At 56.9% G+C, this 22,550-nt stretch carries 18 protein-coding genes; 17 read left to right on the forward strand and 1 reads right to left on the reverse strand.

Annotated features, from left to right (window positions below):
* Window positions 1-30 precede the first annotated feature (30 nt).
* The 12 genes from EDC26_RS04000 (at window position 31) to kdpE (ending at window position 16,691) form a co-directional block, all read left to right on the forward strand.
* Complete coding sequence (locus EDC26_RS04000) at window positions 31-2,151, forward strand: ABC transporter permease (protein ID WP_132579957.1); 2,121 nt, start codon at window positions 31-33, stop codon at window positions 2,149-2,151.
* Window positions 2,144-3,253 carry a hypothetical protein gene (locus tag EDC26_RS04005; RefSeq protein WP_132579958.1) on the forward strand — a complete coding sequence of 370 codons (1,110 nt, stop codon included), beginning with the start codon at window positions 2,144-2,146 and terminating at the stop codon, window positions 3,251-3,253. Before EDC26_RS04000 ends, EDC26_RS04005 begins: the two co-directional genes overlap by 8 nt.
* A complete protein-coding gene (locus EDC26_RS04010; RefSeq protein WP_132579959.1) occupies window positions 3,237-4,730 on the forward strand; it encodes a sugar ABC transporter ATP-binding protein in 1,494 nt (497 codons plus the stop codon). Before EDC26_RS04005 ends, EDC26_RS04010 begins: the two co-directional genes overlap by 17 nt.
* Before the next feature lie 72 nt (window positions 4,731-4,802).
* Complete coding sequence (locus tag EDC26_RS04015) at window positions 4,803-6,239, forward strand: aldehyde dehydrogenase family protein (RefSeq protein ID WP_132579960.1); 1,437 nt, start codon at window positions 4,803-4,805, stop codon at window positions 6,237-6,239.
* A gap of 25 nt (window positions 6,240-6,264) precedes the next feature.
* The gene (locus EDC26_RS04020; RefSeq protein ID WP_132579961.1) at window positions 6,265-7,017 is read left to right on the forward strand and encodes a glucose 1-dehydrogenase; all 753 of its coding nucleotides are present in this window, start codon (window positions 6,265-6,267) and stop codon (window positions 7,015-7,017) included.
* A gap of 82 nt (window positions 7,018-7,099) precedes the next feature.
* Window positions 7,100-8,224: a zinc-dependent alcohol dehydrogenase family protein gene (locus EDC26_RS04025; RefSeq protein WP_132579962.1), complete on the forward strand. Its 1,125-nt coding sequence runs from the start codon at window positions 7,100-7,102 to the stop codon at window positions 8,222-8,224.
* A 341-nt stretch (window positions 8,225-8,565) separates the two neighbouring features.
* Window positions 8,566-8,655, forward strand: coding sequence for a K(+)-transporting ATPase subunit F (gene kdpF / locus EDC26_RS04030; protein WP_132579963.1), 90 nt, complete (start codon window positions 8,566-8,568; stop codon window positions 8,653-8,655).
* 1 nt (window position 8,656) lies between these two features.
* A complete protein-coding gene (kdpA, locus tag EDC26_RS04035) occupies window positions 8,657-10,462 on the forward strand; it encodes a potassium-transporting ATPase subunit KdpA (RefSeq protein ID WP_132579964.1) in 1,806 nt (601 codons plus the stop codon).
* Window positions 10,463-10,505: 43 nt separating this feature from the next.
* Complete coding sequence (gene kdpB, locus EDC26_RS04040; RefSeq protein ID WP_132580111.1) at window positions 10,506-12,572, forward strand: potassium-transporting ATPase subunit KdpB; 2,067 nt, start codon at window positions 10,506-10,508, stop codon at window positions 12,570-12,572.
* A gap of 8 nt (window positions 12,573-12,580) precedes the next feature.
* Complete coding sequence (kdpC, locus tag EDC26_RS04045) at window positions 12,581-13,153, forward strand: potassium-transporting ATPase subunit KdpC (protein ID WP_207915060.1); 573 nt, start codon at window positions 12,581-12,583, stop codon at window positions 13,151-13,153.
* Window positions 13,154-13,231: 78 nt separating this feature from the next.
* A complete protein-coding gene (gene kdpD / locus EDC26_RS04050) occupies window positions 13,232-15,958 on the forward strand; it encodes a two-component system sensor histidine kinase KdpD (RefSeq protein ID WP_132579966.1) in 2,727 nt (908 codons plus the stop codon).
* A gap of 34 nt (window positions 15,959-15,992) precedes the next feature.
* Window positions 15,993-16,691 (forward strand): two-component system response regulator KdpE, encoded by a 699-nt coding sequence (gene kdpE / locus EDC26_RS04055; protein WP_132579967.1) that lies wholly within the window; start codon window positions 15,993-15,995, stop codon window positions 16,689-16,691.
* Between the two features lie 49 nt (window positions 16,692-16,740).
* Here kdpE and rph read toward each other — a convergent pair whose 3' ends face one another.
* Window positions 16,741-17,493 carry a ribonuclease PH gene (rph, locus tag EDC26_RS04060; RefSeq protein ID WP_279432676.1) on the reverse strand — a complete coding sequence of 251 codons (753 nt, stop codon included), beginning with the start codon at window positions 17,491-17,493 and terminating at the stop codon, window positions 16,741-16,743.
* A gap of 110 nt (window positions 17,494-17,603) precedes the next feature.
* Between rph and EDC26_RS04065 the strand changes: the two genes are divergently transcribed.
* The 5 genes from EDC26_RS04065 (at window position 17,604) to EDC26_RS04085 (ending at window position 22,546) form a co-directional block, all read left to right on the forward strand.
* Window positions 17,604-18,527, forward strand: coding sequence for a YicC/YloC family endoribonuclease (locus tag EDC26_RS04065; protein WP_132579969.1), 924 nt, complete (start codon window positions 17,604-17,606; stop codon window positions 18,525-18,527).
* A 266-nt stretch (window positions 18,528-18,793) separates the two neighbouring features.
* Complete coding sequence (locus EDC26_RS04070; protein WP_132579970.1) at window positions 18,794-19,813, forward strand: LacI family DNA-binding transcriptional regulator; 1,020 nt, start codon at window positions 18,794-18,796, stop codon at window positions 19,811-19,813.
* A 76-nt stretch (window positions 19,814-19,889) separates the two neighbouring features.
* The gene (locus EDC26_RS04075; protein WP_132579971.1) at window positions 19,890-20,906 is read left to right on the forward strand and encodes an ABC transporter substrate-binding protein; all 1,017 of its coding nucleotides are present in this window, start codon (window positions 19,890-19,892) and stop codon (window positions 20,904-20,906) included.
* A 17-nt stretch (window positions 20,907-20,923) separates the two neighbouring features.
* Entirely contained in the window at window positions 20,924-21,748 is an 825-nt protein-coding gene (locus EDC26_RS04080) for an ABC transporter permease (protein ID WP_132579972.1), read from the forward strand.
* A 3-nt stretch (window positions 21,749-21,751) separates the two neighbouring features.
* Window positions 21,752-22,546 (forward strand): ABC transporter permease, encoded by a 795-nt coding sequence (locus tag EDC26_RS04085; protein ID WP_132579973.1) that lies wholly within the window; start codon window positions 21,752-21,754, stop codon window positions 22,544-22,546.
* The last annotated feature ends 4 nt before the right edge of the window (window positions 22,547-22,550 follow it).

Below are 22,550 nucleotides of genomic sequence, written 5' to 3' on the forward strand. Positions count from 1 at the left end.
GCATTCGGCCGGAGCATTTAGCACACGACCATGCCAAAAATACTGAAACAGCTGAGATATCAATTCTGGCCAGACAAGGCATTTGGCGAAATACTTCAAAAACAATGGACCGAGACAGCCATACCTTTAGTGGCGCTGCTGATAACCATCGCGTTTTTCGCCTCGAAAATCGATAATTTCATTTCGGTATCAAACCTGGCCGACACCCTGCGCCAGGCCAGCGAACTCGGCTTTATCGCGCTAGGCATGTCCTTGGTATTAATCGTAGGTGGAATCGACTTGAGCGTCGGCTCCATGTTCGCTATCTGCAATATCGTTGCGCTGTATCTTGTGCAAGTACTGAACTTTCCAATCTTTGCCGCCATCGGGGTGACTCTGGCGTGCGGCGCATTGCTCGGCGCGATCAATGGCGTTCTGATCGGCTATTTAAGAATGCGCGCCTTCCTGACCACGCTGGTCACGCTGATCATCTTCAGGTCGATATGCGACATCGCGCAATACAACACGGCTGTGGCCATTTCCTCGGTCATTCCCACCTCCGATCTGTGGGATTTCATTGGCAATGGATCTTTTCTCAATATTCCCACCGTTACCTGGGTGTTCGCCGTTGTGGCAGTAGCAGGCCACATATTCCTGACCCGCATGCGGGGCGGCTGGCACATGATGGCCGTGGGAGGTAGTCGTCGGTCTGCTTATAATTCCGGCCTGCCCATGAGCCGGATCGTCGCCAGTACCTATATCGTTTCCGGCATATTCGCAGGTGCGGCAGCGGTCTTTTACGCCGCCCGGCTAGGCAGCCCAGGGGCGGACACCGGCAAAGGCATGGAAATCGTCATCCTGACCGCGGCGATCCTGGGAGGTATCAGGCTGGGTGGCGGCAAGGGTTCGGTGACCAAGGCCATTCTGGGCACCTTGATTATTCTGCTTATTACCAACGGTCTTTTGCGCATGGCCATGCCGGCGGGAGGGTCGCGTCTGATTCTGGCCGGCATACTTTTGCTTGCCGCGACGCTGGATATCCGCTGGTTCAAGAATCGGGGCAAGGCCATACAGGAGTTTTATGTCAGCCCAGGTTATCTCGACCTGCCCGTAGCCCCGGCGACCAGTGCCGCTGTCGGCTCCATGTACGCGGTAAACGACAAACTGCACGACATCGAGCTCATAGGTCTGGGCCAAGTCGAATCGCCGGAAGATGTCATTCTCGACGAACAAGACAATCTTTATTGCGGAACACGACATGGCGAGATTGTTCGGTTTTTCGCCCCAGACTATAAACGCATGGAAGTCTTTGCCAAAATAGGCGGCCAGCCCCTGGGGATGGCATTCGACGCCCAAAGACACCTTTATGTATGCGTCGGTGGTATGGGTCTTTACCGAGTCACCCCCGAGGGCAAAGTTGAAAAGGCCAGTGATGAAACCAATCGTTCGCTGTTTTCAATCGTTGATGATAGTCGGTTACGGCTGGCCGACGATCTCGATATCGCACCCGATGGGAGGGTTTTCTTCTCCGAAGCCACCATCCGCTACGAAATGCACGAATGGCAAATTGACAGTCTTGAAGGCCGCGGAAATGGCCGTTTGATTTGCTACGACCCGAACACTGGGCAGACTCGCACGCTGGTTAAAAACCTGATTTTTCCCAACGGCGTATGTTTAGGTCCCGATCAACAGTCCGTGCTGTTTGCCGAGAGCTGGGCTTGCACGATCAAGCGGTATTGGTTCGACGGCCCCAGGAAAGGTCAGATAGAGATGGTCATCCCTAATTTGCCCGGTTACCCCGACAATATCAACAGAGCCTCCGACGGCAACTATTGGGTCGCATTGATGGGCATGCGCGGCCCAGCCTTCGATCTGGCCATGCGTGAGCCGGCTTTTCGCAAACGCATGGCCAAGCGCCTGCCGCAAGATGAATGGCTTTCACCCAATATCAATGTGGGCTGTGTGATCAAAATCAACGAGCGCGGTGAAGTTCTGGACGCGCTGTGGGACTTGGGTGGTGTGAATCACCCCATGATTACGTCTATGCGAGAACATCGAGGCTACCTCTATTTGGGCGGCATTTCCAACAACCGTATCGGCCGCTACAAGCTTGACGGCGCCGATCCTGATTTCATGCAGCATCGTATTGTGCGAGGCGAGAAACATGTTTGAAACACTCAAACGCGCTCGCGACCGGTTTTTCGGCGATGGCGACGCCAGCGTGGCGGTACCGATTTTCGATGGCGCGTTCCGGCCTAATAATCTACTCGAGGCAGCACCCGTATTTGCTGAAATGCCGGGCCTCGAAGACCTTGCCGTCAGTACCGACGGTGTATTGCATGCTGCCCGCGGTAACGATGTGCTGCGCTTTGACGACGCCGGCGGTTCCACGGTCGTCGCGCAGTTCGATGCACCAGTCCAGGCCCTTGCGTCATTTATCGATGGCGGCTTTGCTGTAGCTGCGGGCGGACGCATCATCTTCGAAGGTGGCACCCGGCACGGCGAATCGTTTGACAAGGTCCAGGGAAAATCCCTGATTTGCGTCAACGCGCTGCAGGCAACCTCAGGGGGAAAGTTACTGATCAGCGACGGCTCACAAAGCCGCCCGTACGCACAATGGAGCCACGATCTGCTTGAGCATGGCCACAGCGGCCGGGTGCTCGAATATGATCCGGCTACCAGACAGTCTCGCGAATTGGCCCATGGCCTGGCCTACTGTCACGGTGTATGTGGCGACGGCACACGTGTGCTGGCATCACAGAGCTGGGCTCATAACCTGCTTGCCCTCGACAATGCCACGCATGTGCCGGTACTCAACGCCTTGCCGGGCTACCCCGCGCGAATCAGCCCCGCACAAGGCGGTGGATTTTGGCTCAGCCTATTTGCGGGCCGTACGCAACTGCTCGAATTTGTACTGCGCGAGCACGATTTCCGCCGCAAGATGATGAACACTATGGAGCCACATTACTGGATTGCGCCCGCGCTCAGTTCAGGCCACGATTTTCAAGAACCACTACAGGGCGGAAGCGTCAGGCAGATGGGTATTCTCAAACCTTGGGCGCCGCCGCGTTCGTACGGATTGGTTGTTCGTTTGGGCAACGATTTACGTCCACGCTACTCATTGCACAGCCGTGTTGGCGGCAAACATCACGGCATTGTCTCAGCAGTAGAGCAAGGCGCTTATTTAATGGTGTTGTCCAAGGGAGCCAGTCGAATCCTCCGCTTACCCTTGGCCGACCTGAACGGAAGCAACTCGCATGACACCCATTCTTGAACTGCGTCGGGCCACTAAAACGTATGCTGGCGTGCCAGCCATCGAAGGGGTGGATTTCACTTTATTGCCCGGTGAGGTACATGCTCTGTTAGGTGAAAATGGTGCAGGAAAATCCACACTTACCAAGATAATGGCTGGCGTCGTCTCGCTTAACGAAGGCGAAATGTGGGTCGACGGCAAACGAGTTAATTTGCGCACACCGCTCGAGGCTCTTGCTACGGGCATCGCCATGGTATTCCAGGAGACCAGCCTGGTACCCACCATGACAGTGGCGCAAAACCTTTTCTTGGGCCAGGAAAAATTCATTAACCGCCTGCGTGGCATTTATATATCGGCCCAGCAATTTTTGCAGTCATTGAACTTCAATGTCGATCCCACCATGACGGTCGGCAGCCTGGGGGCCGCAAAAAAGCAGATGGTCGAAATAGCACGAGCGGTTCTGCACAAAGCCCGCATTATCGTGTTCGACGAGCCCACGGCCACACTCACGCCCGAAGAAAAACAACATTTCTTCGGCCTGATTGCCGACTTGAAAAATCGCGGAGTGTCAATAATCTTCATCTCCCATGCACTCGAAGAAGCGCTTGAAATATCCGACCGCATAACTGTGCTGCGAGATGGCAAAAAAGTGGTAACCGATGCCACGGTCAACTTCAATCGCGACCGTATCGTGCAGTCCATGGTTGGGCGCCATCTCTCCGAAGAGCTTTACGGCACCAATCGTGCAGCGCGCCGGCCCGCCGGACAGCGTGTACTTAGCGTACAGAATCTGCGTATGGGTACCCTGGTGCGAAATAATTCGTTCTCAATATTTGCAGGGCAGATTACCGGGGTCTTCGGTCTGGTCGGCTCGGGTCGGACCGAAACGTTCAAAGTGGTCGCAGGCGTGCTCAAGCGCGATTACTTCCACGGCGGGAAAATCGTTTTCAAGGATAAGCCCGTTCGTTACCGGGTTCCGGCCCGTGCAATTGCAGCCGGGATCGTCTACGTCACCGAAGATCGGAAAGTCGACGGTTTCTTCGAAACAATGTCCATTTCCCACAATATCTATACCGGCCTACTGGCCAAGCTTGGCTGGCGACGCAATCGGGTGCGCAGCGGCGAGGCCAATACGGTTGGCCGCGACTGGATCAAATCGCTTAATGTCAGGGCTGTCGGCAAGGATGTGAAAGTAATAGAACTGTCTGGCGGAAACCAGCAAAAGGTAGTGATCGCCAAATCGCTAATCCAGGAGCCCGAACTGGTTATCTTTGACGAACCGACACGAGGCGTCGACGTAGGCGCGGTGGCCGAGATCCACGAGATCATCCGACGCCTGGCTGACGAGGGCAAGGCAGTGGTGGTCATTTCGTCTTATCTACCCGAAGTCATGACACTAGCGGACCGGATTTTGGTTTCGCGCCAAGGCAAGATTGTCGAGGAGTTTGCAAATGCCGGCGTAACAGAGCAAGACATCATGTATGCCTCGATTCACTAAACGATTTATTAATAAATCGAGGCACAAATGATGTGTCGCCCGGCCGGATTGAATAATTTACAGGAGAAACAGATGGCCAAGATGGTTATAGGCGGGAAAACGACGGACGCAGTAAGCGGCATGACACTGGATGTCTTATCGCCGACCGATGGCCTGGTGTTCTCCAATATTCCTCGCGGGCAAGCAGAAGACGTCGATCTGGCTGTAAGCGCCGCGCGTAGTGCCCTCGACGGCAAATGGGGCAAGCTGACCGCTCTCGAACGCGGTCGTCTGCTGCTCCGCCTGAGCCAGACGATACTGGATCACATCGACGAATTGACGCAACTCGAAGCCAAAGACACAGGCAAGGCGCTCACGACTGCCCGTAACGATATTCTCGCTCTGGCGCGTTATTTCGAATACTACGGCGGCGGCGCCGACAAGATCCACGGCCAGGTCATTCCGTTCCTGAACGATTATGCCGTGCAGGTGATTCGCGAACCGCTTGGGGTGACCGCGCACGTGATTCCCTGGAACTATCCGGCGCAAATGTTGGGCCGAACAGTCGCGCCCGCGCTGGCCATGGGCAATGCTTGCGTCGTCAAACCCGCCGAGGACGCCTGCATGTCGGTCATTCGCGTGGCCGAACTCGCTCTGGAAACCGGACTCCCAAGCGGAGCACTAAATATTGTCACCGGCCTGGGCGAAGAGGCCGGCGCCAGCCTGGCCAAGCACCCCGGCATCAATTTCATCAGCTTTACCGGATCCAACGAAGTGGGTGTGCTGATTCAGCAAGCGGCCGCACTCAATGCCGTGAAGTGCGTACTTGAACTGGGGGGCAAATCGGCACATGTCGTGTTCGACGACGTCAACTTCAAATTGGCCGTACCGGCCATCGTCAGAGGGATCGTCGGCAATACCGGGCAAACCTGCACGGCAGGCAGCCGGTTGCTCGTGCAGAAGGGAATCTACGACAAATTCATGGCCGCGCTCGCCGAGGAATTTTCCAAAACGCGTGCAGGCACGCCTGAAATGAATCTGAACTGCGGCCCGCTTATCAACAAGGCTCAGTTCGACAGGGTCAATCGTTACATCAAGAAGGGGCTCGAAGACGGGATGACAGTTCGGGCGGAAGGCCAGATCGCAGAGGGAGTTCCAGGCGGCGGCTATTTCGTGACGCCGACGTTATTCAGCGCAAAAGACCACTCCAGCGTGTTGCTGACAGAAGAGATTTTCGGGCCAGTTCTCGTTGCCCTGCCGTTTAGCGACGAAGCCGAGGCGATTCGTCTGGCAAACGCCACCGAGTATGGTTTGCAAGGGGCGATCTGGACGGAAAACGGTGGACGCCAGCAAAGGGTCGCCAAAGGCATGAAGGCGGGCCAGGTCTATATCAATAGTTTCGGTGCCGGCGGTGGGATTGAGCTGCCTTTTGGTGGAGTCAAAAAAAGCGGTCACGGGCGCGAGAAGGGTTTCATGGCCCTGGAAGAAATGAGTACCACCAAAACAATTGTGCAGTTTCACGGTGAATGATCATCATTATTTTTGGGAGTATTAAATGAGTCAGCTAGACAACAAGGTTGCAATCGTTACGGGCGCAGGCGGAGGTTTCGGCGAAGGCATTGCAAAACTCTATGCCAAAGAAGGGGCAAAAGTGGTTATTGCAGATATCAATCTGGAAGCAGCCAAGCGGGTTGCCGCGCAAATTGGCAGCAGCGCAATGGCGATCAAGTCAGACGTGTCACGCAAAAGCGACGTCGACGAGTTGGTCAAGCAGTGCCACAGCGAGTTCGGCTCAGTGGACATAGTCGTCAATAACGCAGGCACTACACATAAGAATCAGCCTATGCTCGACGTAGACGAAGCAACCTTCGACCGGGTTTTCAATGTCAATGTAAAATCCATTTACCACATGACACGGGCTGTTGTTCCTCTGATGCGGGCTCAAGGTAAAGGCGTCATTTTGAATATAGGCTCGACCGCCGGCATCCGCCCGCGCCCAGGGCTTACTTGGTACAACGCATCCAAAGGCGCCGTTAATTTGCTGTCCAAGTCCATGGCTGTCGAGCTTGCTCCGGACAAAATCCGGGTCAATGCGATTTGTCCTGTCATGGGCGTTACGGGAATGTTCGAACTGTTTATGGGCTTGCCAGACACTCCTGAAAATCGTGCCAAGTTTTCTTCAACGATTCCACTAGGCCGTTTCTGCCAACCTTCTGATATTGCGGCCGCAGCCTTGTTCCTGGCCAGCGACGCCGCTGAGTTCATGACAGGCGTAGAATTTCCGGTGGATGGTGGCCGAACCATTTAATATTTTATTTTTCGGCAAGAGGTCGCATGACTCGGCTGTTCCAATGCAACCAGCCGCGGCCGTTCAGGGATAAACAAAGCATATGAAAATCAGAGCTGCCGTTTTGCGTGAAATGGGAATACCCGCCCCGTACATTCAAAGCAAGCCTTTGCAAATCACAGAGGTCGAGCTGGATCCGCCCGCTTTTGGCGAGCTATTAATAAAAATCAAGGTGGCCGGCCTATGCCACTCTGATTTATCCGTTATCAACGGCGATCGTCCACGCGTGATTCCCATCGTACTGGGTCACGAATCATCGGCCGAAGTCGTCGAGGTTGGGCCGGGCGTATCCGATCTCAAGGCAGGCGACCATATCGTTACGGTTTTTGTACCCAGCTGCGGCTGTTGCTTTCCGTGCATGGAGGGGCGCCCTGCCTTGTGCGAGCCTGGCGCCGCGGCGAACACCAGTGGAACCTTGCTGGGCGGACAACGTCGCCTCCATATCAATTCCAACTACCTTAATCATCATACGGGCGTTTCATGCTTTGCCGAATACGCCGTGGTGTCCAGGCGCTCCTGCGTCAAGATCAACGCCGATATCAGCCACCGCGAAGCAGCGCTTTTTGGCTGTGCGATCCTGACTGGCGCCGGAGCCGTAATCAATCGCGCCAGAATCAAAGCGGGAAGTACTGCGGCCATCATCGGTTTGGGCGGCGTGGGGCTTAGCGCATTGCTTGCAGCCGTTGCGGCGGGCGCGCGCCGTATTGTCGCCATAGATTTAAGCGACGAAAAACTGGCGCTCGCCAAGCAGTTGGGCGCCACACACCTGGTCAACCCTGCACATATGAAATCCGATGCCGATCTGTATGACGCGGCTGGCGGTCGCGTTGACTTCGGTTTCGATATGGCCGGCGGCGTTGCCGCTTTTGGCACAGCCTACAAACTAACCCAGCGGGGGGGAATGACAATCACTTCTGCGCTACCCAATCCGAAGGCCGGCTTTTCCTTGCCTTTGGCGCAGATGGTTGGCGAAGAGCGTGAAATCCGGGGCAGCTACCTGGGATCAGGCGTACCGGCTGTTGACATCAATCATTATATCGACCTGTACAAGAATGGTCGGCTGCCTGTCGACAGGCTGTTCGGAGAAACCTTCTCGCTGGATGAAATCAATAAAGGTTTTGACCATCTGGCTTCAGGCAACGGCTTACGTGACGCTATTCTTTTTTAGACGGCGGTAGATAATGCCGGGCGTGGTAATGGCACCCACAAGGGGTGCCGCTACATTAGCGACCGGTATGTTTTTGTAGCGGCACCCCTTGTGGGTGCCAAAATCATCGACCACCAAGACGGCATCTACAAAACGCCCTCACCGTCAGATTTTTACATCCTCTTTACATCGTACCGCCAAGTCTTTACTAATTTTTTAGGCGCTAAAGACTAATCTGCTCGTTATCGGCATCACGCCTTTACGAGCATGACGATGGATCTCCTTTATCTCGGCGCAATTCTCGCATTTTTACTTCTGACCGGCCTGCTTGTCTTGGGCTGCGATAAATTGGGAGTGCGCTCTTGAATCTCTTATATCTCATAGGCGGCATCGTTGCCGTCGGCCTGCTCGTGTATTTGGCTTACGCGCTGTTCAACGCCGAGGAGCTATGACATGACGGCGCAATCCATTATTTTGCTGACCGTTTTCCTGGCCGTGTTGCTGGCGCTTGCCTATCCGCTGGGCCTGTATCTGGTCAGAGTGGCGAACGAAGCCCCTGTCAAAGGAATGGGCTGGATCGCAAAAGCCGAGCACGTCCTGTATCGCCTGGCAGGCGCATCAGTGCAATCACCGATGGCATGGAGACAATACGCCATCGCCTTGCTGATATTCAATGCCATGGGCGCGCTATTCGTCTATGCGATCGAGCGCGTGCAGGCCTGGCTGCCGCTCAATCCGCAAACGTTCCCCAACGTCAGCCCCGATCTGGCCTTTAATACGGCAGTCAGTTTCGTCAGCAACACCAATTGGCAAAGCTATGGCGGCGAATCGACGATGAGCTATTTGACCCAGATGCTCGCGCTGACCGGACAGAATTTCTTTTCGGCGGCAACAGGCATTGCCGTGGCCTTTGCGCTGATACGCGGATTTTCTTCCGGCTCCGCTCAGTCGATCGGCAACTTCTGGGTGGATATCACCCGTTCTACGCTTTACGTTTTGCTGCCGCTCGCGACAGTGCTGGCGGTATTTTTCATGAGCCGGGGGGTCATCCAGAACTTCTCGGCCTATAAAGATGCAACCCTGCTCAACCCGGTGACTTACCAACAGGTGCAGAACGGCCCGAATGGCGCGCCATTGAAAAATGCGAAGGGAGAGCCGGTTAGCCAAACCGTGGTCGAAAAAACGCAATCTCTCGCGATGGGTCCGGTTGCGTCGCAAGAAGCCATCAAGCTGCTGGGCACCAACGGCGGCGGGTTTTTCAATGCCAACTCTGCGCACCCCTACGAAAATCCAACACCACTGTCCAACTTTGTCCAAATGATCGCCATTCTGCTGATCCCGGCCGCCCTGTGTTTCACTTTCGGCAGGATGGTGGGCGACATGCGGCAAGCCTGGGCCATTATCGGCGCCATGCTCGTCATATTCATCCTGATTGCGGCGCTGGTGATGATAGCTGAACAGCAGGCCAACCCGATTCTGCATGCCTTGAACATCGACCAGGTTTCAGGGGCCCTGCAATCGGGAGGCAATATGGAGGGCAAAGAGACCCGTTTTGGCATTAGCGCATCTGCCCTGTTTGCGGCCGTCACCACGGCGGCCTCATGCGGCGCCGTCAATGCCATGCACGATTCCCTGATGCCCCTGGGCGGCCTGGCGCCGCTATTACTTATCCAATTGGGCGAGGTGATTTTTGGCGGAGTCGGGTCCGGCCTGTACGGCATGCTGATTTTTGCCATCCTGACGGTATTCATCGCAGGCCTGATGATTGGGCGCACCCCCGAATATCTGGGCAAGAAAATCCAATCGTTCGAAATGAAAATGGTGTCGATCGCCATCCTGGTGACACCGGTGCTGGTGCTTGTGGGCACGGCCATCGCCGTCATGGTCGAACCCGGCCGGATGGCTGTCGCCAATCCAGGCGCCCATGGATTTTCGGAGATTCTGTACGCGTTCAGTTCGGCGGCCAACAATAACGGCAGCGCTTTTGCGGGTCTGTCGACCAATACACCGTTTTACAACAGTGCGCTGGCGATTGCGATGTGGTTCGGGCGGTTTGCGATCATTGTCCCGGTTCTGGCGATCGCGGGATCGCTGGCCGGCAAGAAACGCCTCGAAGCCGGCCCGGGCACTATGCCTACGCACAATGTGCTGTTTCTTATATTGCTGATCGGGTCGGTCATACTGGTCGGTGTATTGAATTATGTACCTGCGCTTGCATTGGGCCCCGTGGTTGAGCATCTGCAACTTTTCGCTCATTAATCCGGAGCCGGCAATGCCCCTATTCAACACTAAAGTAGCCGCCATGACAAAAGCCCGTGCGACCCATATTGACGCCGGCTCGATCATTACCGCTATAGGCGAGGCCTTCAAAAAACTCGACCCCCGCATACAACAGCGCAACCCTGTGATGTTTGTCGTCTACGTTGGCAGCATCATTACCACCGTGCTCTTTATCCAGGCGCTCGCCGGCAAAGGCGAGGCGAGCCCCGGATTTATCCTGGCCACGACAATCTGGTTGTGGTTCACGGTGTTATTCGCCAATTTTGCGGAAGCGCTAGCTGAAGGCCGCAGCAAAGCCCAGGCCGCATCGTTGCGTGCCCTGAAACAAACCATCATCGCCAAGAAGCTCGCCGGCGAAGACCGCAGCAGCCAATGGGCCGCTACCGAAGCCAGCGCCTTGCGCAAAGGCGACATCGTGCTGGTGGAGGCAGGCGACATGATTCCCGCCGACGCGGTCGTCATTGAAGGCGTCGCCTCGGTCGACGAAAGCGCCATCACAGGGGAGTCCGCACCGGTCATCCGCGAATCGGGCGGCGACTTCTGTTCGGTGACCGGCGGCACCCGCGTACTGTCGGACTGGCTCGTTGTGCGCGTGGCGGCCAACCCCGGCGAGGCGTTCCTCGATCGCATGATCGCCATGGTTGAAAACGCCAAGCGCCGCAAAACCCCCAACGAGGTGGCACTGACGATCCTGCTGGTCGCGCTGACCATTGTTTTTCTGGTCGTGACCGCCACCCTGCTGCCCTATTCCCTGTACTCCGTGCAAATTGCCCACGCCGGCGCACCGGTCACGATTACCGTACTGATTGCATTGTTGGCCTGCCTGATACCCACCACGATAGGCGGCCTGCTGTCGGCCATCGGCGTGGCCGGCATGAGCCGAATGATGCAGGCCAATGTCATCGCCGTATCGGGGCGCGCAGTCGAAGCGGCGGGAGACGTGGACATCTTGCTGCTGGACAAGACCGGCACGATCACCCTGGGCAACCGGCAAGCGTCAAGCTTCGCACCGGCGCCCGGAATAACAGAACAGCAGTTAGCCGATATTGCGCAACTGGCGTCGCTGGCCGACGAAACTCCGGAGGGCCGCAGCATAGCTATATTGGCAAAACAGCGCTTCAATATCCGTGAGCGCGACATGACCACGCTGCATGCGACATTCGTGCCCTTCACCGCGCAAACCCGGATGAGCGGCATCGATGTGGGCCACCGCGCAATACGCAAAGGGGCTGCAGGCGCGATCAAGCAATATGTCGAATCATTGGGCGGGTCGTTTCCTGCCGAAGTCGACAAAGCCATCGACGATATGGCACGCCGCGGCAGCACACCGCTGGTCGTGGTTGACGACGGCCGCGTGATGGGCACGGTCGAATTAAAAGATATCGTCAAGGGCGGCATCAAGGAGCGCTTCGCTCAACTGCGCCGCATGGGCATCAAAACCATCATGATCACGGGCGACAATAAACTGACGGCGGCGGCTATCGCCGCCGAGGCCGGCGTGGACGACTTCCTGGCCGAAGCCACCCCTGAAGAAAAGCTCAAGCTCATCCGGGGCTATCAAGCCCATGGACGATTGGTTGCCATGACTGGCGACGGCACCAACGATGCACCGGCACTGGCCCAGGCCGATGTGGCGGTGGCCATGAATTCGGGCACGCAAGCCGCCAAAGAAGCCGGCAATATGGTCGACCTGGATTCTAATCCGACAAAGCTCCTGGAAATCGTCGAGATCGGCAAGCAAATGCTCATAACGCGTGGCTCCCTGACTACGTTCTCCATTGCCAACGACGTTGCCAAGTACTTTGCGATCATCCCCGCGGCGTTCATCGCCACCTATCCGCAATTAAAAGCGTTGGACGTAATGCATCTGGCCAGCCCATCGTCGGCCATTATGTCGGCCGTTATTTTCAACGCGTTGATCATCGTCGCCTTGATCCCATTAGCGCTCAAAGGCGTCAAATACCGGGCCATAGGCGCCGCGCGACTGCTGCGCCGCAATCTGCTGATCTACGGCCTGGGCGGGATTCTGGCGCCCTTTGCCGGCATCAAGCTTATCGATATGGTGCTGGCCCTTTTTCACTTGGTATGAAGATCATGATCAAACCCCTGTTACGACCGGCATTGGTATTGTTTGCGCTACTGACGCTCCTTTGCGGCGTCTTCTACCCCTACATGATTGCAGGCATCGGGCAAATCGTGTTCCCGTATCAAGCCAACGGCAGCCTGGTGCTGAAAAACGGCCATGTAGTGGGCTCCGCGCTGATCGGCCAGGAGTTTTCTTCACCCCATTATTTTTGGGGCCGGCAGTCGGCCACAAGCCCGATGCCTGATAACGCGGCCTCATCAGGCGGTTCCAACCTCGGCCCAAGCAACCCGGCCCTGGTCGACGCCATAAAAGGCCGTATTGCGGCGCTAAAGGCGGCCGATCCCGGCAATACCAATCCGATCCCCGTCGATCTGGTCACCGCATCGGCCAGCGGCCTGGATCCGGAAATCAGCATCGCCGCCGCCAATTACCAGGCGACACGAATCGCGCGCGTACGTAAACTATCTGTTGAGACAATCCTGGGCTTGATTGCCCGGCACAGCAAATTCCAGTACTTTAAGTTTTTGGGGGAACCCAGAGTCAATGTGCTGGAACTCAATCTTGCTCTCGACCGGCTCAATTAGACCGCCGTTGACCCCGGCCCGAAAGACATACGTCGGCGTCCCCGCTGTCAAAACGAAACCCCATTGCAGCACCGATTTATGAGCCCAAGCGATTATCCGCGCCCTGATCCCGATGCCCTGCTGGCCCATGTCAACGAGCAGGATCGCCAGGCCTTGCGCGGCAAGCTGCGGATTTATTTCGGCGCATCGGCCGGCGTGGGCAAAACCTATGCCATGCTGGTTGCCGCAAGGCAATTGAAAAGCGAGGGCCGCGATGCACTGGTCGGCATCGTGGAAACCCACGGCCGCAAAGAGACCGCCGCATTGCTCGACGGGCTGGATATACTGCCATTGAAAACCGTCGATTATCGCGACCGGAAAATCGAGGAATTCGATATCGACGCGGCGCTGGCCCGCCGCCCCGCCCTGATCCTTGTGGACGAACTGGCCCACTCGAATGCTCCCGGCCTGCGTCACCCCAAGCGCTGGCAGGACGTAGACGAATTGCTCAACGCCGGCATCGACGTTTTCACCACGATCAACGTGCAACACCTCGAAAGCCTGAACGATGTGGTGGGGGGCATTACCGGCATCCGTATCGCGGAAACCATGCCGGATACCTTTTTCGACGCGGCCAATGAGGTCGTGCTGGTCGATATCCCCGCAGACGAGCTGCTTGGCCGCCTCAAGGCGGGCAAGGTCTATCTAGCGCCTCAGGCGGATCATGCCGCCCGTCATTTTTTTCGCAAAGGCAATCTGATCGCCTTGCGTGAACTGGCGCTGCGCCGGACCGCCGACAGGGTCGGGGGCGATGTCCAGGCGTATCGAATCGAAAAGTCGATAGGCAAAGTGTGGAAAACAGACACCGCTTTGCTGGCCTGCATAGGCCCCTATGCCCAAGCCGAGCATGTTGTTCGCAATGCCGCAAGGCTTGCCGGCCAATTGAACGCCGACTGGCACGCGATTTACATTGAAACCCCCGAATTGCAAAAGCTTGCGCCCAAGAGCCGCGAACAGATACTGAAAACCCTCAAGCTTGCGCATAACCTCGGGGCTGTCACGGCGGTGCTGCCTGGCAACGATGTCGCCCAGGAAATCGCCAGCTACGCTCATAACCACAATTTCTCCAAAATCGTGCTGGGCCGCGATCACACGGCACGGCTCTGGCGCCCATCCTGTTCAAGGCGCCTGGCCCGCGATGCGCCGGACCTCGATCTGATCAAAATTGGGTCCGCCGCGTCGCCGGAATCGGCGTCCGCGGAAAAAATCAAAAGACAACACGCGGACTCGGTGAATGCGATTCCCGCAGGCGGCGCGGAATCGCCGCACTGGCGTTATCTCTGGACCGCCATCGCCTGCATCGCGACGGCCATGGCGGCAACGCCCATGCAGCCTTACCTCGACCTGGCCAACATCGTCATGTTGTTCCTGCTTGTAGAGGTTCTGATCGCCATCCGTTTCGGACGCGGCCCGGCGATCATGGCGGCCTTTCTGAGCGTCGCCCTGTTCGACTTCTTTTTCGTCCCGCCGCGTTTGTCCTTCGCGGTGGGCGACATCCAATACCTGATCACTTTTGCCGTCATGCTGGCAGTGGGCCTGATCACCGTGCACCTGACCTCGGGGCTACGCTACCAGGCCAGGGTCGCCAACCATCGCGAGCGACGGGCGCGGGCGCTGTACGAATTCGCTCGCGAGCTATCCAGCGCTCTGGAAACGGAAAAGATAGTGAGCGTGACGCAAAATGCAGTTCAACGCACCTTTCACGCCAACGCCCTGCTATTGCTCCCCGATGACGCCAGTCATCTGCAGGCGCCTTCGCCGGCCGCCGCGCATTCAGGCAAGACTCGCCATCCCGAGCTCATCGACCCTGGCACGGCGCAATGGGCTTACGATCAAGCTCAACCTGCCGGCATCGGTACCGACACCCTGCCAGGCAGCGCCTTGTTCTACCTTCCGTTGATAGCGCCCATGCGTACGCGCGGCGTGCTCGCCATTGAGCCTCCGAACCTCCGTTGGATCTGGATTCCGGAACAAAGGCAGCATCTGGACACCTTCGCGACATTGGCCGCCATCGCCCTGGAGCGCGTGCACTATATCGATGTGGCGCGAAACGCGCTGGTGCACATGGAGTCGGAACGGCTGCGCAATTCGCTGCTGGCGGCCCTGTCTCACGATTTGCGCACTCCGCTGACCTCCCTGGTCGGGCTGTCCGAGTCTTTGGCCCTGTCCAGGCTCGAACCGCCGCAAGCCGAGCTCGCGCATGCTTTGCACAACGAGGCCTTGCGCATGAGCAATCTGGTCGCCAACCTGCTGGACATGGCGCGCATCCAAAGCGGCAGCATACAGCTGAACCGGCAATGGCAGCACATCGAAGAAGTCATCGGCAGCGCCTTGCGCATCAGCCACGCCGCGCTCGCCAACCACGAGGTGACGACACAGCTGGCTCCCGACCTTCCACTAGTCCAATTCGATGCCGTGCTGATTGAACGGGTATTGTGCAATCTGCTGGAGAATGCCGGTAAATACACCCCAACGGGGTCGCACATCACCATCGCCGTCAAAACACACCTTCAGTTTCTTGAAGTCTCGATCAACGACGATGGCCCTGGCCTGCCGGCCGGGCGGGAAGAGGCTATTTTCGAAAAATTCATGCGCGGCCAACACGAATCAGCCACTCCCGGCGTTGGACTGGGCCTGGCCATTTGCCGCGCTATCGTCCAGGCCCATGGCGGCGAGATCCATGGGGCGAAATCGCCGCAGGCAGGCGCATCCCTCATTTTTACCCTTCCCCTGGGCACCCTCCCGGCCATGCCCGATCTGGACTAAAGTAACAAACCATCGAGCCACTGCGACCGAACCCATGTCCGAACCGACACCCATTGCCCTCCTGGTCGAAGACGAGCCGCAAATCCGACGCTTTGTACGCCTGGCGTTGAACGAAGAAGGGTGGCAGGTATTCGAAGCCGATACCCTGCAGCGCGGCCTTATTGAAGCCGGCACGCGCAAGCCTGGCCTGATCATTCTTGATCTGGGCCTGCCCGACGGCGATGGCGTCGGTTTCATCAACGATTTGCGTCAATGGTCGAACGTGCCTGTTATCGTGCTGTCGGCGCGCACGAATGAAGCGGACAAGATCGAGGCGCTCGACGCGGGGGCGGATGACTATCTAAGCAAGCCATTTGGCGTGGGCGAGCTTCTCGCACGGGTGCGCTCAACGCAACGGCGCCTGCAACAGGCCTCGTCGGGCAGCGATGGCCCCATCGCGTTCGGCGATATCAAAATCGACCTCAAGGCCCGCATGGTGACCAAAGGCGGCCAGCTCGTCCATCTGACACCTACCGAATACCGCCTTTTAGCAGTGCTGGCCGTCAATCCGGGGCGTGTCGTCACCAATCCGCAACTGCTGCGGCAGGTCTGGGGGCCATCACAAAGCGAGAACGGCCACTACCTGCGCATTTACATGGGACACTTGCGGCAAAAACTCGAAGACGATCCCGCGCAGCCCAAATATCTGCTGACCGAAACAGCGGTGGGGTACCGTTTGTTTCTATCTTCGTAGGGCGTTTGTAGCGGCAGCCCTTGTGGCTGCCATCGCGGCAAATCCTACACTACCGCCCCAACGCCTTCTGCTGATACTCCGCCAACTGCAAAATCCCCCCATGGGCCAGATCCAGCAAGGCATCGAGCGCCTTGCGATCAAAGGTCTGCCCTTCGGCCGTACCCTGTACTTCCACAAAGTGCCCGGCACCAGTCATGACGATATTCATATCGGCGTCGCAGCCCGAATCTTCGATGTAATCCAGATCGAGCACGGCTGCGCCATTGACCATCCCGACCGACACCGCCGTCACGCTGTCCTTGATTGGGTTCGTGGCGAGGATATGGTTATCGAGCAAGGTCTGCACCGCCAGCGCAGCCGCAACCCAGGCGCCGGTAATGCTGGCGCAGCGCGTGCCGCCATCGGCCTGCAGCACATCGCAATCCAGATGCAGGGTGCGTTCGCCCAGCGCCTGCAGGTCGAACACCGCGCGCAAGCTGCGGCCGATCAGCCGCTGTATTTCTTGCGTTCGTCCGCTTTGCTTGCCCCGCGCGGCCTCACGATCGCTGCGCGTGTGCGTCGAGCGCGGCAGCATGCCGTATTCAGCCGTCACCCAACCCTGCCCCTTGCCTTTCAAGAACGGCGGCACCTTTTCCAACACACTGGCATTGCACAGCACATGCGTGTCGCCCGCCTTGATCAACACCGAGCCTTCGGCGTGACGCGTAAAGCCCGCTACCATCGAAACAGGACGCAATTGATCAAAGGCGCGGCCCGACGGGCGCACCACATTGGTTGTTAACGAACCTTTGGATTCAGACAAGAAAGACTCCTTTACCCACATTTATTCAAATGCCAATTGTCACACGAGCCGGCGCTGAGGCTCGCAGCCCTTACAATATTTCTTTAAATCAAGAAAACAGGACACATTCCATGATACGCAGCATGACCGCCTTCGGCAGCGCTCGCGCCGAATCGCCCGCCGGCCAAGTGACGCTCGAATTTCGCAGCGTCAATAGCCGGTTCCTGGATCTTAATTTTCGTATCCCCGAAGATCTGCGCATGGCTGAAGGCATCATCCGCGAGAAGCTGGGGCAAGTCGTTACACGCGGCAAAGTCGATATCCGTGTCAATTACGCCCGTGCCAAAACCGATGCCGTTAAAACGCTCGATCCCGCCTGGTTGGCCGCCGTCGCAGCGCAATTATCAGCCGCACGCGCACTTATTCCCGACGTCGAAGCGCCCAGGCTTTCCGAATTGCTGAACGGGTCGAATAACACCGACGATGCGTTCGACCTCGAAGTCTGGACGGCCATGTGTGTAGAAGCCAGCACCCAGGCCTTAAGCGATCTGCAAGCCAATCGCGAACGCGAAGGCGCACGTTTGGCCGCCATGATGCTCGCCTGCTCGGCCCAGACAGCCGCTATCGTCACGCAGGTGGAGCAGGACCTTCCTCAATTGCTGGCCGATCATCAGCAGAAACTGGGCAACAAACTGCGCGAGGCGCTGGAAGCCGCCAACCCCGGCGGCTTTGCCCATATCAGCGGCCAGGAATTATCGGCGCGCATCGCTCAAGAAGCTTCGTTGTTTGCCCTGCGCATCGACGTGGCCGAAGAGCTGTCGCGCCTGCGCTCGCACATCGCCGAGCTGGACCATTTGCTCAACACCGGCGAAGCCGGCACCGACAAGAAAAAAACCGGCAGCATCGGCAAACGACTGGACTTTTTATTTCAGGAAATGAACCGCGAGGCCAATACTCTGGGATCCAAAGCCAGCGGCCTGAGCATCACCCGCGCCGCGATCGACCTTAAGCTGCAAATCGAGCAGATGAGAGAGCAGGCGCAAAATATCGAGTGATACTTCACACCACGCACAATGATTGATTTTGGCAGCCACAAGGGCTGCCACTACAAAACGTACCTGTCGTTCACGTAGCGGCACCCCTTGTGGGTGCCATCCTACAACTCCTACCTTGTGGGTGCCATCCCGCAATCCCTATCCTGGTAGTTTCCCTAGATAGAAGGCGACAGCCAAAAATGCTATAAAAGTAAACTCAAAAATGAAAACGTTTACATTTCATATTTCGTTAGCATCTCCCATCCCTATCACCTTCGATAAACATAATGCCGAACATCAAAGGCGTGGCAAAGTTGGCCGGGTGTTCAATCGCCACGGTTTCCAGGTGTTTTAACGCCCCTCATCTTGTTCGGGCGGCGACTCTGGCCCACGTAATGGCCATAGCGCAGCAGCAAAAATTCAGGCCCAGCGTTTTCGGCCAGCAGCTAAGGAAAAACCAGACCGGCCTGGTGGGTGTCGTGCTGCCGTCCCTGGCCAATCCGGTATTTGCCGATTGCATCGGCGGAATTGAGCATGCGCTCAATCAGCACAACAAACGCATGCTGCTCACCACCACGCAATACGATTCAACGCGGGAAGAGCCGCTTATCGAAATACTGCTGCGGCAAAAGGTGGACGGGCTGTTGTTGACCGTTGCCAGCGCCGAAAACTGCACCGCCCTGGCCTCGCTGTCCACCGAAAACATACCCTATGTACTTATGTACAACCATGCACCGGGCTACGAAACGGTGTCCATCGATGATCGCAAAGCGGCGCGCGACGCCGTCCAGCATTTGCTGAAGTTCGGGCATCGGCGCATTGCCATGCTGGCGGGTTTTCTAACGGCATCCGATCGTTCGGCGCTACGCTATCAAGGTTACCAGGACGCCATGCAGGAAGCGGGGCTTGCCGCACTGCCGCTGACAGAAGTCGACTTCGGAGCGCGAACCCTGGAAATACAACTGCAACACTGGCTCAATAAAATGTCCAGTTGTCCCACCGCCATATTCTGCAGCACGGACCTGCTGGCATTAGGCGTTATCAAAGCGCTGCGCGAGCGCTCGCTGCGCATCCCGCAAGATATCTCGGTTATCGGTTTCGATGGGCTGGAATACGGGCAACTTATCGACCCCGCGCTGACTACCATCAGCCAGCCTAATGGCGAAATCGGCAGGACAGCCGCCCAGAAATTGCTCAAACGCCTGGACGGAGAAAAAAGCCTGGAGCAGCCATTATTTTTAGCGCATGAGCTTTTAACAGGACATTCGGTGGGTCCGCCCAAGGTTTCCGGGGCTTTGGCAGCATGAATAAGCCCGAGGCGCTTAGCCACGCCGCCCGCTACGTTTTTCAGTTTTATCCACTCACAGATAAGGGAGTATTCATATGAAAAAGTCATTGTCTGGATTTCTTGGCCTGTTAATGCTGTCGGCCGGCCTCTATACGGGCGCGGCGCAGGCCGACGATAATTTGGTCATTTGCTACAACTGTCCGCCGGAATGGGCCGACTGGGCCGGGCAGATCAAGAATATCAAGGCCGATACGGGAATCACGGTTCCCCTGGACAACAAAAACTCGGGCCAGTCGCTTGCCCAGATCATGGCCGAGAAAAAGAGTCCGGTAGCCGATGTGGTTTACCTGGGCATTACCTCAGCCATCGAAGCCATGAAATACGATGTGCTGGGCACGTACAAGCCCAAGAATTGGGATCAAATTCCAGCCGATCTGAAAGATCCCAATGGTCACTGGTTCGCAATTCATTCGGGCACGATAGGTATTTTCGTGAATAAGGCGGCCCTGGAGGGCAAGCCGGTGCCGCAATCGTGGGCCGATCTGCTCAAGCCTGAATACAAAGGCATGGTGGGGTATCTGGATCCCAGCAGCGCCTTTGTGGGATATGCCGCCGCAGTCGCGATCAACCAGGCCTCGGGAGGTTCTTTGAGTAATTTCGCGCCCGCGATCGATTACTTCAAGAAGCTGAAACAGAACCAACCCATCGTGCCCAAGCAAACGGCCTACGCACGCGTGCTGTCGGGTGAAATCCCGATTCTGATCGACTTTGACTTCAACGCCTATCGCGCCAAATACAAGGATCATGCCGACGTGGCTTTTGTCATCCCCAAAGAAGGTACGGTGTCGTTTCCTTACGTAATGTCCCTGGTCAAAGGCGCTCCACACCAGGCCAATGCGGAAAAAGTGCTGGATTACATAATGACCGACAAGGGTCAGGCGCATTGGGCCAATGCCTTCCTCAAACCGGTGCGCAATGTTCAAATACCCAAAGACGTAGCCGACAAGTTTTTACCGGCCGCCGACTATGCGCGCGCAAAAACAGTGAACTATGCGCAAATGGCCAAAGAACAAGAGCCCTTCCAACGCATGTATCTTGACCAGGTGCATTAAGGCAACACGAAACACCTATGCGCGATCTCACCCTACCCGTCCACTGGCGCGTTCTGTTGCTGCTGCCCGCGCTGATTGTCTTTACGGCATTCTGGCTAATCCCCATCGGAGTATTGGTGCGGATTAGCGCGGGCGGCAACTTCTTCGACACTTATTCCGCCATCCTGACCGACTCCCGATACGTCAACAGCCTATGGCAAACCGTGATGCTGTCGCTGGTCGTGACCATTGCCACGATTATTCTGTCGGTCATTACCGGCTTGTTTCTCAGCAATAATGAATTTCCCGGAAAGCGGCTTCTGGTGTCGCTGCTGACCTTGCCGCTGGCCTTTCCGGGGGTCGTCGTCGGGTTTATGGTGATTATGCTGGCCGGTCGCCAGGGGCTCATCGGCGCTGTCAGCCAGGCCCTGTTCGGGCACAAACTGGTTTTTGCGTATTCCATGTCCGGCCTGTTTCTGGGATATCTGTACTTTTCGATCCCAAAAATCGTCCTGTCGGTCATGGCGGCCGCACAATCGCTGGACAAATCACTAGTCGAAGCCGCGCACTCTCTGGGGGCCGGCCCCTGGGCGGTGATGCGCGACGTAACCCTGCCTGCACTGGCTCCGGCCTTGATAGCCGCGGGCGCCATCTGTTTCGCAACTTCCATCGGCGCCTTCGGAACCGCTTTTACGCTGGCCACCGATATCAACGTGCTGCCCATGACCATTTATACGGAGTTCACCCTGAACGCCAACCTGGTGACGGCCGCGGCGCTAAGCGTAGTGCTGGGCATCGTCACCTGGGCCATTTTGATGCTGGCCCGCAATGTCGCCGGCGCCACCATGTCGGCGGGTGGTTAAGCCATGACACTCAAAAAACGATTGCTGTTTGGCATGCAGTTGACTGTCACTCTTTTAATCTGCGCATTTTTATTTGTACCCGTCATTACGTCGGCCTTGACCGGATTTTCAGTCAATTACTTCAAAGGGGTGCGCGCCGGCCTGACATTGAAATGGGTGTTTCAGGTTTTCAACGATTATCATGGCGCCATTGTAAATTCACTGCTGGTGGCAGGGTGCACGCTGCTCGTCGTCTTGATCGTGGGCGTGCCCGCGGGGTACGTGCTGTCGCGCTGGCAAAGCCGGTTCGCACGCCTGATTGAAGAATTGATCACGCTGCCCATTGCCCTGCCCGGTCTGGCCAGCGCCTTGGCCATCATCGTCGTCTATGGCGGCCTCAGGGATTTTCGCATCAGCCTGTGGTTCATTATTGTCGGCCACGTCGTATTCACGCTGCCCTTCATGGTGCGATCCGTGGCCGCCGCCTGCTCAGCCAATGATATCAAGACCCTCGAAGAAGGCGCCGCAAGCCTGGGCGCCCGATTTCTCACGCGATTCACCACCGTTGTAATTCCCAACATCCGCTCCGGCATCACAGCCGGCGCGCTGATGGTAGTGACCCTGTCGATGGGGGAATTCAACCTGACCTGGATGCTGCATACGCCTCAAACCAAAACCTTGCCGGTGGGCCTGGCCGATGCCTATGCCTCCTTGCGGATTGAAGTGGGCAGCGCCTACACAACCATCTTTTTTGCCATTGTCATCCCCTTACTGCTCTTGATGCAGGCCATGGACAAGCCAAAAAATCCAAAACCCTGAAGGC

The sequence above is a fragment of the Paralcaligenes ureilyticus genome, assembly GCF_004346225.1.
Lineage (GTDB): Bacteria > Pseudomonadota > Gammaproteobacteria > Burkholderiales > Burkholderiaceae_B > Paralcaligenes > Paralcaligenes ureilyticus.

Excerpts from the sequence above, each read along its gene's own strand:
- EDC26_RS04000 (WP_132579957.1), top strand. The coding sequence starts at position 31 with ATGCCAAAAATACTGAAACAGCTGAGATATCAATTCTGGCCAGACAAG.
- EDC26_RS04005 (WP_132579958.1), top strand. The coding sequence starts at position 2,144 with ATGTTTGAAACACTCAAACGCGCTCGCGACCGGTTTTTCGGCGATGGC.
- EDC26_RS04010 (WP_132579959.1), top strand. The coding sequence starts at position 3,237 with ATGACACCCATTCTTGAACTGCGTCGGGCCACTAAAACGTATGCTGGC.
- EDC26_RS04015 (WP_132579960.1), top strand. The coding sequence starts at position 4,803 with ATGGCCAAGATGGTTATAGGCGGGAAAACGACGGACGCAGTAAGCGGC.
- EDC26_RS04020 (WP_132579961.1), top strand. The coding sequence starts at position 6,265 with ATGAGTCAGCTAGACAACAAGGTTGCAATCGTTACGGGCGCAGGCGGA.
- EDC26_RS04025 (WP_132579962.1), top strand. The coding sequence starts at position 7,100 with ATGAAAATCAGAGCTGCCGTTTTGCGTGAAATGGGAATACCCGCCCCG.
- kdpA (WP_132579964.1), top strand. The coding sequence starts at position 8,657 with ATGACGGCGCAATCCATTATTTTGCTGACCGTTTTCCTGGCCGTGTTG.
- kdpB (WP_132580111.1), top strand. The coding sequence starts at position 10,506 with ATGACAAAAGCCCGTGCGACCCATATTGACGCCGGCTCGATCATTACC.
- kdpD (WP_132579966.1), top strand. The coding sequence starts at position 13,232 with ATGAGCCCAAGCGATTATCCGCGCCCTGATCCCGATGCCCTGCTGGCC.
- kdpE (WP_132579967.1), top strand. The coding sequence starts at position 15,993 with ATGTCCGAACCGACACCCATTGCCCTCCTGGTCGAAGACGAGCCGCAA.
- EDC26_RS04065 (WP_132579969.1), top strand. The coding sequence starts at position 17,604 with ATGATACGCAGCATGACCGCCTTCGGCAGCGCTCGCGCCGAATCGCCC.
- EDC26_RS04070 (WP_132579970.1), top strand. The coding sequence starts at position 18,794 with ATGCCGAACATCAAAGGCGTGGCAAAGTTGGCCGGGTGTTCAATCGCC.
- EDC26_RS04075 (WP_132579971.1), top strand. The coding sequence starts at position 19,890 with ATGAAAAAGTCATTGTCTGGATTTCTTGGCCTGTTAATGCTGTCGGCC.
- EDC26_RS04080 (WP_132579972.1), top strand. The coding sequence starts at position 20,924 with ATGCGCGATCTCACCCTACCCGTCCACTGGCGCGTTCTGTTGCTGCTG.
- EDC26_RS04085 (WP_132579973.1), top strand. The coding sequence starts at position 21,752 with ATGACACTCAAAAAACGATTGCTGTTTGGCATGCAGTTGACTGTCACT.